We start from the raw sequence: 10,803 nt of genomic DNA, 5'->3' as shown, positions 1-10,803 counted from the left end.
ACCACGCACCGTTTCAAAATGACACCGCCTCAACCCGGTGCGATCCCGCGCGCCCAAACCACAAAAGCAGAAAAATCCACCCAAAATACTCAATGCCGTGAATAAGATGGGTTAGGAGAGTTAGGCACCGGTCGGCCTCGCGCTGTAGGCGATTGGCTGCATCGAAGCTTGTCTGAATTTCTTTGAGAATCTCAGGCTGTTTGGTAATAGGTGGGACCGGAATATAGGTGCGGGAAAGACCTGCTTTCCCAATGTGAATGATATTTACGCCCTGAGTGTTTTTGATGAATGCGCCTGTACGGGCAAGAAAAAGCAAGACGTAGCGCAGTAGTTCCGGGAAAAAGGCGTCGGACCGGACTCTCAAAACAGTGTTTTGAAAGCATACATTTTCTATTTCACCATTCCAGATTGCAGGTTTACCGACTTCTGAAGGGCTACCGGAACCTTCATTCAACAGAACATCTCCTGGCTGAAGTTTGAAGGTCTCAAATTCAGCAGGAGAAAAATTCATTTCCTTTACATCGGAAAGATCCCAGCCATCCCAAGTGATATTGGCTGATCTTACGTAAGGGCGCATATGCGGGCCAACGTGATCCTTTGGTGACCGCTGACGCCCGAGTTGAACGTCCCCGATTTCCCCGATTTTCTTACGGGTCCATCCACGCGGCAGGTCAGCTTCATTCCAATGAAACGCTCTCCCTAGCGTAGCAATTCTGATGTGCTCGGCGTTCTTCCTTGCGCGCTCCAACTCTGCCCGGGCGCGGGCGATGCGGGCGGTCAGGCTGTCCAGTTTGGCGACGATGCGGCGTTGTTCGGCGAGAGGGGGAAGTGGAACAACAAGGTGCGCTAATTTTGTCCCATTGAAATTCGGTTGTCCCGTGCCTTCTGCTCCGTCATTTATTTGCTTCCAGTATTGAGGTGACTGGAAGAACCATTTTGCATAAGTAGGACACAAGAATTTTTCATTACACCTCACGCGTATTAAATAGGATGCAAATACGCTCCTGTATGGCAGAGTATCGAATAAATGCGACTTTCCAACAGTAGCGCCGGTTCTTGCGAAAACCAAATCTCCTTTATTTAATTCGTATTTCTCTATATCTTTAGGTAGTGTCACTAAATAAGGAACATTGTTCCATTCGACATCATTATCTTGGATGTCTGTTATTCTTATATACCTGATATCGCCCCGTTTTGCGTCCGAGGTAGATGTGCATCCATAATTAATAGAATGGCAGATGGCCTCTAATTGCGTCTCAACCCATCCCTGCGGCAACATCATTCTACTATCTCCGCGCCGATATCCACCGCATCCCCTTCAATCTCCGTCATCAACGCCGCGATCTCTTCCAGCGCCGATTTCAGATGGCCTTCGATAGCCGCGGCGATATCCTCCGGCGTTTCCAGCCCGTCTTCGGCCTGATCGGTGGTGTCTTTCAGCCAGGTGATATCAAGATTGTCGCCTCTTGCCGCGATGTCCTCGCGTGTGAAGCGACGGAAACGACCTTCCGCGCCCTGATCCTTGCGTTTCGCACGTCCATTGCGGTCTGAGCCGAAGGCTTTGACGAAATCATCCAGATCGCTGGTGCGGAAAGGGTTGGTCTTGCCGTAGGACGGTGCGCCAGAGCGGGCATCGTAGATCCAGACGGCTTTTGTCGCATCCTCAAGCAGCGCTTCATCTTCCGAACGGGTGAAGAACAGCACGTTGGTTTTAACGCCCTGCGCGTAGAAGATCCCGACGGGAAGGCGCAAAATCGTGTGCAGGTCACACCAGTTCATCAGCATTTTGCGCAGGGCCTTGCCGCGCCCATCATCGAACAGCACGTTGTCCGGCACGATGACGGCGGCACGACCGCCTGGCTTCAGGGCGCGGATGCAGTGTTCCACGAAGGGAAGCTGGTAGGAGGAGACGGCCGAGGTGATTGTCAGATCGTCGCGTGTCGGCGGCCCACCTGCGGGACCGAAAGGGGGGTTGGTCAGGATCAGATCGACATTTTTGAACTGAGCCCGTGCGCCGGTCGGACTGAGCGTGTCGCCGAGCAGGACGTTGTTCGGGTCAATGCTGTGCAGATAGAGGTTCATCAGCAGCAGGCGATAGGTGTCGGGGACGTTCTCGACGCCGCGCAACGCATCCTGAAGCTGGAAGGCCTGCTGTTTGGGAGACAGGGTGAAGTAATCGTCCGTTTCGGCTTTCATGTGCAGATTGGCGGCAATCAGGAAGCCGCCGGTGCCGCAGGCCGGGTCTTCGATGATCTCGCCGGCTTCCGGTTGCATCAGACGGACCATGACGTCGATCAGCGCGCGGGGGGTGAAATACTGACCGGCTCCACGTTTGGTTTCCTCCGCCATACGCTGGAGCAGGCCTTCATAGGCATCGCCGAAGGAATCCCGCTCTTCGGTGAACCAGTGCAGTTCATCAATCGCATTAATCAGTTTTCGCAGGTTCGCCGGATCGCGCACGATGGTCGCGGCGTTCTGGAAGATGGAGACGATGGCGCGGTCAGAAACCTTTTCCCCGTCCCCGAGGTCGATCAGGGCTTGCCGATAGAGTTTGAGAACTTCGGTCTCGTTCGCGCTTTTCAGGGTTTTCCAGCGGTACTTCGCGGGAATGCGCGTCTCGTCCTTCTGCTCGGACGCCATTTTCAGAAAGAGCAGATAGGTCAGTTCCGTGACGTATTGCTGGTAGGTAACGCCATCCTTGCGGAGCAGGGCGCAAAGGCGCCAGAGCTTGTTCACCAGATCAGCAGCGGGATTCATACGTCAGACACTTCCTGTTACGCGGCTCGGCCTCCTTCTGATCCGTCGGACCAGATGGCGGCATTGAGATCCTTCAATACATCACCAAGGCCAGAATCAAAGGTCTGGTTGATCACGTCAAATCCGCCCTGCTGTGCAAACAGCGGGTCGGACAGCAGGGCCGGATCGCCCACGGGCTGGTCTTTCAGGGCACGGCCGATACGGTTCAGCCATTGTGTCTGTCTGGGTGTCCAGTTCCGGGACCCAAGGATCTTCTGCACGCCGTTTTCTACGCGGGTTGCGTAGGGCACCAGTGGATCGCCAAGAGCCGCCTGCCGGACGAAACCGAGAATGTGCGCGGCGATGTCGGCGTTGCGAGCGGTGCCGTAGGCGCGACGGAGGCTGGCTTCGGAGAAACCATGTTCATCCAGTGCGGTGGCAAGATCCTTGAGGTCCTGCCGCGTGAGGTCACGCGGTTTCTGTGTTGCCGCGATCAAGGAGGGAAGCGCGTTCATGTTGGCGCGGATGTAAGCCTCGAAACTTTCGATGTAATCGGCGGGGCTGGCCTGTTTGCCGAAGGTATCGGTAATGGAGACAAGTTCGTCTTCGTGCTCCGAGATATAGACACCGTTCGGACGTGGGTGGCTGCCCGCGTGGTCGAGGATGGTCGCGAGGGACGGATGCCGTGTGAACAGTTCCGCTGTTGCCGATGGTAGCGCGTCACGGAGCCGATCGGGCAGGGCGGTCAGGGGGCCGAGCACGGCTTCAAGTGGTGCGGCGTATTCGGGGTCGATGTGACGGACGCGCTGGCGCAGTTTGACGACGATCTGATCGCGGACCCAGGCGCGGTCTTCATCCGTGATGGCGCGGTTCAGATCACCAAGAAGAGTCGCGAAGCTGAGTGAGGGATTGACCACCACCGGCTTCATGTCGGTGACGGTTTGCAGGTTGGCGTAAATATCGACCGCATCGAAAATGCGGAAATATTCCTTGCCGATCTCATCGCATCGACGTGTGGCGCGTCCAATCATCTGGTCATACAGGATACGGCTGTTGACGCGGCGCACGAAGACGAGATTGACGATGGAGGGGATGTCGATCCCCGTGGTCAACAGATCGACGGTGACGACGTATTTTGGACGAGGGTCACTGCGGAAGACCTTGATCCGGTCATTCGGGCGATCGACCTCACCGGTGATCTTCTCGACCATGTCATGCGGCTGGGGACCGTATTCTTCGTTTAACGCCTGACGCAGCGCCTTGACCAGAATATCGGCATGCGTGTCGCGGGCCGCGAAGATCAGCGTCTTGCCGGGCTTGTCCGGCGGGCATTCCAACGCGACGGCGGTGGCCACTGCGTGGTTGAAGGGTTCTGTGTGAACCTTCTTGTTGAACTCGGCGACTTCGAAATCAACTTCGTCTTCAAGATCGAAGAGATCGACCTGATTGGTGCGGGAGTCCACGACGGCGACTTCCTCGCCTGCGTCAAAGTGAATGCCCGTCTGGCTGAGGGCTGTCGTGATGCGACGTGGCGGGCGATGGTCGATAAGATGTCCCGCGATGACGGCCTGACGATAGCTGTAATGAAAGACCGGTGCGCCGAAAATCTCTCTTGTATGCAGGGCTGGCGTTGCCGTCAGGGCGATCTGGGTGGCGTCGAAATAATCGAGGACACGCCGATAGGCGGAGAGGTAATCGTCCAGATTGCGGAAACCCAGATCGTCATCCCGTAATTCGGCATCCAGCACATAACCACGATGTGCCTCATCGACGATGATGAGATCGTAGCTGCCCGGTGTCGGGTGCTGACCGTCCGGGTTATCAAAGAGACGGCGGATCATGGCCTGTACAGTGGAAACCTGAACCCGGTCCTCAAGGTCGGGGATCGCCTTGTCCATTCCGGCAATCGGAAAAATCTTATCGAATTTGAGCAGGCTGGCGGTTTCGGTATTGCTCATGGAATCCAGCGTCTGGATACCGAGGGCTTTCCGGTCGACCAGAAACAGGATGCGCCGGAACCGCTGGGCGCGGAGAAGCTCGTACATCAGCGCGATGGCGAGGCGGGTTTTTCCGGTTCCGGTCGCCATGGCGATGAGAAGGCGACGCTGCCCATTAGCGATGGCCGCCTCGACAGCATGAACCGCTTCAATCTGGTAATCACGCAATCCCGTCACGCCAAGCTGGCGGTCCGTCTGCGCCAGAGCGGCGGGATTGAGTTTCTGTTCCAGCCGTGCAGTCAGATCACGCGGGGAAAACCAGTCCATCAGGGCGCGGGGTGGTTCGCCGGTGCGTGCGTCCCAGAACCAGATGCCGGAGAGGGCCTCCAGTCTCTTAAAATAGGGACGGCCGTTGGTCACGAATACGAACGGAACACGAAACGCCGTGGCATCGTCTGATGGGGTGAAAGTCAGTTTTTGTTCGGGAGCCAGGATGATATCCTGACCGTAGCGTTTGGATTGTCCAAGGCGTCCAGCCACGTTCCTGATGGAACGCTTGGCTTCGATGACGCCGACAGCCTGACCGTCAATAAAGAGCGCATAATCGACGCGACCGCTTTCGGTCGGCCATTCTGCGATGGCAATCGCCCGTCCGGCTTCGGGAAGCGTTCCTCTGGCATGGCGGAGTGTCCTGCTGTCCGCTTCCCAGCCTGCGGCACGAAGCTGCGCGTCGATGAGCACCCGCGTGGTGGCCTCGTCGATCTCCAGTTCCTGCGCTTTCTGATCGGCCATCTGCGCCAGATCCGAAAGTTCTGCCACAGGTGAGGCGACGGCCTGAGCCTGCACCTGTGCCAGAGTGCGTTCGGCTGTCTGGCGTTCCCGGTCAGCTTCGGCGGCATAGTTTTCCCAGAATGCGCGGTCTTCAGCTTCCCTGGCCGCGCGCTCCTGGAGGGTTGCCTGCGCGGCGATAGCTTCCTGCGCGGCCATACGGGCCTTGGCTTCGGCGTCCGCGCTGTCGGAGACGGCCTTGCGCAGGGCTTCGATTTCCTCACGCAGCGCCGGTGTCGCGTCTTCCGGAGGCTGTGGCGGGACGAAAGGTCCGGCGCGGAAATTGGGGGCCTGATTGTAAACCTGATGGAACCAGATACCGATCAGCCGGGCCATTTTAAGCGCTTCGAGCGCTTCAGAACGTGTGCCTGCGTTTTCATGGACGGCTGTATTACCGACGCGTTTGATGTGGAAAAATAGGTCGGCAATCTGACGTTGCAATAACCCGCGCCTCTGAAGGGCGCGAAGCACGTCGTCAAAAGTAGCATGCGTGTCGGGCAGCTCGCCATGTCTAGCGGCGATATCCTTAGCTGTCAGTTCCGCGAACTGCCGGGTCTTGATGAGAGATGTCGGCGCATCGAGAAGGAAGAAATGTTCGGCGAGTTTACCTAACCTGGTCAGTTCCGGCGCAGCTTTTGCCAGAAAGGCGAAATTACCTGACTGATCCGCTAATTCCTTCATCCGTCAGACCTTTTTCGCGATCCCATCTGCAAAAATAATCTCCGTCATAATGTCGGGATAGTCAAACCGAGCACCGGATGAGGGTGACTGCATAATGGGATATGTTACCATCTTCTGACAGGAACGAAGCCTGCTCATTCATACTCTGGGCTATCAACAGATGATCAAAGGGGTCACGGTGATGCATGGGCAGCCCCATCAGGACTTTCAGGTGCTCGGGGGTAATCGGCAGAAGCGTGAAACCTTCTGCTGGAATGGCATCAGTGATCTCGTTGAGATCTGCACCCAGTTTCCCAATCCGAATTTTGATCGCGATTTCCCACAGAGAGACAACGCTAACCAGAATGTCATGGGCCGGATCTGCAATGATCTCTCGTGCCGCAGGTCCCAGTTTCTCGGAATCTGACAACCACCATAGCAATGCATGTGTATCGAGCAGAACCTTCACAGGGCCCCGTCCATGCTGTCGAGCATGTCCTGCGGCGTCTCATCAAAATCATCACTCAGCTTGATACGCCCGCGAAGCCCACCCGGCTGCCGACGGGGGCGATAGGACGGGGATGGCGGGCGCAGTTCGGCCACGATCTCATCGTGGGATGTGACCAGGATCGTACTGCCTTGCCGTGCTTGGCGAAGGTAAGCGGTCAGGTTGCCACGGAACTCCCGCACCCCGATTTTCAGTGGCGCGCTCTGGCTACCGGAAAGCTGTTCGCTCATGTGATTCTCCCTATGTGTCATCATATCATGTACACATAGGGAGAGAGCAAGTGACAAACGCAGGAGACGTCACAGATCTGTCGCCTCTGATAAGGCGAGGGCATCCTCAACATCGACACCCAGATATCGAACCGTGCTGTCCAGCTTGGTATGACCCAGCAGGATTTGCACTGCACGCAGGTTACCGGTGCGTTTATAGATCATCGCGACTTTTGTCCGGCGCATGGAATGCGTCCCATATTCGCAGGGATCAGGCCAACCGCTTCGACCCACTCGTCCAGCAAACGGGCATATTGCCGGGTACCAAGATGTGCCTTCGCACTCAGGCGGCTGGGAAAAATAAAATCCTGCAGTGAGCCACCGCGATGCTCCAGCCACGCACGGACGCTTTCACGTGTCGTTTCCGTAATTTCGAATTGCACCGGACGTTTGGTTTTCTGCTGCACGATCATTGCGCGGCTCCGGATCTGACCGCTGGTAACGATATCGCCAATGCGCAGCGTCACGAGATCGCAACCTCGGAGCTTGCTGTCGAGGGCAAGGTCGAACAGTGCTCGATCACGGATCCTGCCCTCATGGGCCAGCCAGAAGCGGATTGCCCAGACGTGTTTTTCTTTCAGGGCCCGCTTGGCCCCGACCATTTTGCCAGCATTCCACGGCGTTTGCGTTTTCAGTTTGGGTGATGGGAAGCGTATGCCTTGTTCCATGACACGTTCTCCAGAAAGGCTGCTTGTATGCAGCCGAGCGGAGAATGCGCTCACGTGAAGGGAAACAACATCAGTTCACGGTGAATCACGGACTGTCCGCTTCCGGCAACCCAGATTGCCGAGCCCTACGTCCGGGATGAGGGCGTCTGCCGCCTGTCCGCTCCACGTTCCTTGAGCGGACAGGCAGTTCATTGGAGGGGGGAACGGAAAGTCCGCTTTGGAGCGTCCAGACGCGGTTTTCCGCCGTCCTTCAACGAGGTGTGAAGACTGGCGCCGGGGCGTCCGAATGCCGCTTCGTTGCCGGCTTCATCGATCACATCCAGCGTGCTGCCATCCAGGCTCACGAGCCGCCAGTCCGCAAACCACGCCCGATGTTGATCTGGGGATCGCTTCCTTTATCGTCGGAGAGTTGATTGCTGGGAGGCGGGAAAGACGATGATAATGAAGGAACGAACACAGAATGTGAACAGGGTTTCTTTGGGAAGATAATTATGGAAAGTTAAAATAGCGCCCTGAAAATCCGGACAAATAAAAAATTGAATATCTATATATTAATATCGGTTTTGTATCGTATTGAAGTGAATATGATAGGTATATCATTATGTCAATAAATAACTTATATTTTTCCAATCGTTTGTTTCGTTATGATTTTTTAATTGTTCGCAACTCAATACGGGCTATATTTATATGCTGGGATAATAGATTGACTGCTGTGGTATTATTGGGTGTTCTGATAGTTACCTTGCGGTTAGGATTTTCTGGTCGAGTATGGGTTCATGCTGCGAAGATATGTATGGCAGCGAGTATTATTCTCGGTTTAATTGTCGGTCGTATAATTATGAAACGCTTATTATTTCATGAATTCAATGGGTTGTTTTTGAAAGATACTCAAAATTCGTTGATGCGTCGGTATTATATAATGGCATGGCATTTTTTTGGCGTGACAGCGTTAATTGCCACGACCCTTGTTTCTCGACCATCTTTGCTAGTTGCCTGTTTGCCTGGATATCTTTTGGGTGCTTTAATCATTCATCAGGCAAACGGTATTATCATATCAGAATCAATGGTGAATAAGCATAGAAATAAGCGTTTTCTAAGAACTAAATTAATTACCCCGTATGCAGTAGGAATTTTTTTGTTTTTGTTGTTATTTGTTCTTTTTTTGACGAATTTTTTTCTTCCTCATGACGAATTAAACGTTGTATCATGTTTTCTTTCGCTGTTATTTTCGTTATTATTGACTGGAGTTGATAGAGATGTAGTACGATTCCAGATAATTTCTGGGTATAAACCCTGGAGAATTTTTATACGACAAGCAAAATATGCCCTGATTTTTGTATTAATATCATCAATAATTGGATGTCTTTTTAATTATATTGTATCATATGATTTGTTTATTTCCTCATTTCCTGTAATTATATTTATGACCCTAAGAGTATTTTTATACAGCGTATATGAAAAGAAAGTTGCCGATATTCTTGTTTCGGCTTTTTTTTTGCGTTATTGTATTTTCTTTGTTTTTTGTGTTTTATATATTTCCATTTGTCACTATTTTTATTTTTTGGTATTTGCATCGTCGTGCGACGGAACAGAGGTGGATGCTTATATGAAAACGATTATTCAACTTAATAACGTATCGATAGAGCGTAATGCTGTACGGATAGTTCATAATATCACTTCAGAAATTCCAGAAAGGTCATGGTTTGGTCTGATTGGGGCTAATGGATCGGGTAAGACGACGCTATTGCGGGCCATCGCGGGGAGGTTGCCTTTTGTTGAGGGATCTTGTCGGATCGATGGTAATGAGATGATTGCAGATCGAATGGCTCGTGCTGATCGGATCGGCTTTTGCCCTCCCGCTGATACGCTTCCAGGTGCGTTACGGGCTGGTGAATTACTGAAACTAGTTGGCGAAAATCTGGATGGGCTTTGGTCACGATTAAGTCCGTTGCGCGTGGCGTTAGGATTAGATGCTCTGTTGGATCGTTGGATTGCCGACTGTTCGGCTGGGATGAGACAGAGAATTGCTATTGCTACGGCGTTTATAGGGGGACAGACACTTGTTATTTTGGATGAACCTTTTAATTGGCTTGATCCCGTGGCTATTTTTGATCTGCGACACGCCTTGCGTACAATGGTTGATGATGGTTTGACGTTGATAACAGCACTGCATGATTTGAATACTCTGGCTACCAACTGTGACATGGGTCTTGTAATTTCCAATGGTCGTGTTGCAATGACTCTTGATGAAAAAGATCTTAGTGTGGCAAGAGAGAATTTTGAAACGTTTGAGCAGAATACTATTTCAATGTTAAGAATATGATACGTAGGTCATTTATTTTTTAGTCTTGATATTCTTTTCTTATATTTATCAAGAAGGCTTTTATTTTTATTTCCATATGTGGTATACAATAAAATAGGGATGTAGATGAAAATTTCCCGGAAAAATTACATTAAGTAATATTATAATGTTTTTATCTTTATTTCTTTTTTAACAGCCGCTACGACATGACCCAGCGTGTCGGTCGGGATATGCCGTTTGCGTCCCTTGATCTTCTTACCCGCGTCATAACCGCGAGGGCCGGCCTGCTCACGCGACAGGATCACGAGACTATGGTTCATGGCGTCCCATCGTCCCTCGCGGATCCAACGGTAGAATAGCCCTGCACGGTCGTGAAGGCAGGAAAGTGACGCTGCAATTGCCGCCACTGGCAGCACGTGGTGACGATAGAGAGGATCGCCTCCATGACGCGACACAAATCCGTACGTCGTGGTCTTCCCAATCGTTTCCTCTCGAGCATCAGTAGTGCAATCAGCGCCCATTCCGCATCGCTCAGGTCGCTTACATACTCCAGGTGGTCCCGGCGATACCGCGTTCGGGTGATTTCAGTCCAGGCTCTTTTGATCTCATCAGGTTCTCGCAAACCCATGAATCATAACATACTGAAATCACTCAACTCATTTCCGGTCAGACAGTCAGACCCTGAACCTGGCGGCCTGGGCGACCGCCATCGCCGACAGGATGGACAGGCACATCAGATAGAGTACCCAGGTAACTGCTCACGGGGTTGGCAGCGAAGGGCTTGCGGAGGGTGCTGAAATTTGATTCACCCTACGAATGGCACCGCCCCTTTTTCATGAACTGACCGATGCGGAGAAGAACGACCTTCTGCTTGCGCAGCATGAGATGATCGAGC

8 protein-coding genes and 1 pseudogene are annotated in these 10,803 nt (G+C 52.8%); 1 reads left to right on the top strand and 8 read right to left on the bottom strand.

The genetic code is table 11. The features are described 5' to 3' along the window. Positions 1 to 13: 13 nt before the first annotated feature. The 7 genes from HLH48_RS21915 to HLH48_RS21890 all read right to left on the bottom strand — a co-directional run bounded on the left by HLH48_RS21915 (position 14) and on the right by HLH48_RS21890 (position 7,606). A complete protein-coding gene (locus tag HLH48_RS21915) occupies positions 14 to 1,282 on the bottom strand; it encodes a restriction endonuclease subunit S (protein WP_182999587.1) in 1,269 nt (422 codons plus the stop codon). Continuing rightward, positions 1,279 to 2,757, bottom strand: coding sequence for a class I SAM-dependent DNA methyltransferase (locus HLH48_RS21910; protein ID WP_182999586.1), 1,479 nt, complete (start codon positions 2,755 to 2,757; stop codon positions 1,279 to 1,281). Before HLH48_RS21910 ends, HLH48_RS21915 begins: the two co-directional genes overlap by 4 nt. A gap of 17 nt (positions 2,758 to 2,774) precedes the next feature. Beyond that, the gene (gene hsdR / locus HLH48_RS21905) at positions 2,775 to 6,182 is read right to left on the bottom strand and encodes a type I restriction-modification system endonuclease (protein WP_182999585.1); all 3,408 of its coding nucleotides are present in this window, start codon (positions 6,180 to 6,182) and stop codon (positions 2,775 to 2,777) included. Between the two features lie 61 nt (positions 6,183 to 6,243). After that, complete coding sequence (locus HLH48_RS21900; RefSeq protein WP_182999584.1) at positions 6,244 to 6,630, bottom strand: type II toxin-antitoxin system VapC family toxin; 387 nt, start codon at positions 6,628 to 6,630, stop codon at positions 6,244 to 6,246. Continuing rightward, positions 6,627 to 6,923, bottom strand: coding sequence for a type II toxin-antitoxin system Phd/YefM family antitoxin (locus HLH48_RS21895; protein ID WP_182999583.1), 297 nt, complete (start codon positions 6,921 to 6,923; stop codon positions 6,627 to 6,629). Before HLH48_RS21895 ends, HLH48_RS21900 begins: the two co-directional genes overlap by 4 nt. Positions 6,924 to 6,968: 45 nt before the next feature. Then, the gene (locus HLH48_RS23625; RefSeq protein WP_264812410.1) at positions 6,969 to 7,103 is read right to left on the bottom strand and encodes a site-specific integrase; all 135 of its coding nucleotides are present in this window, start codon (positions 7,101 to 7,103) and stop codon (positions 6,969 to 6,971) included. Then, complete coding sequence (locus tag HLH48_RS21890; protein ID WP_246387685.1) at positions 7,100 to 7,606, bottom strand: tyrosine-type recombinase/integrase; 507 nt, start codon at positions 7,604 to 7,606, stop codon at positions 7,100 to 7,102. Before HLH48_RS21890 ends, HLH48_RS23625 begins: the two co-directional genes overlap by 4 nt. A 712-nt stretch (positions 7,607 to 8,318) precedes the next feature. On the opposite strand from HLH48_RS21890, the gene HLH48_RS23025 reads away from it, so the two are divergent. Continuing rightward, positions 8,319 to 9,929 carry an ATP-binding cassette domain-containing protein gene (locus HLH48_RS23025; RefSeq protein ID WP_264812411.1) on the top strand — a complete coding sequence of 537 codons (1,611 nt, stop codon included), beginning with the start codon at positions 8,319 to 8,321 and terminating at the stop codon, positions 9,927 to 9,929. A 170-nt stretch (positions 9,930 to 10,099) separates the two neighbouring features. Here the strand turns inward: HLH48_RS23025 and HLH48_RS21880 are convergent. Then, positions 10,100 to 10,536 (bottom strand): annotated as a pseudogene (locus HLH48_RS21880) (transposase); the annotation flags it as partial. Positions 10,537 to 10,803: the final 267 nt, after the last annotated feature.

It is taken from the genome of Gluconacetobacter sacchari, assembly GCF_014174255.1.
Lineage (GTDB): Bacteria > Pseudomonadota > Alphaproteobacteria > Acetobacterales > Acetobacteraceae > Gluconacetobacter > Gluconacetobacter sacchari.
The sequence above is the reverse complement of the archived record's forward strand: the minus strand, read 5'-3'. Positions and strand labels throughout refer to the sequence as shown.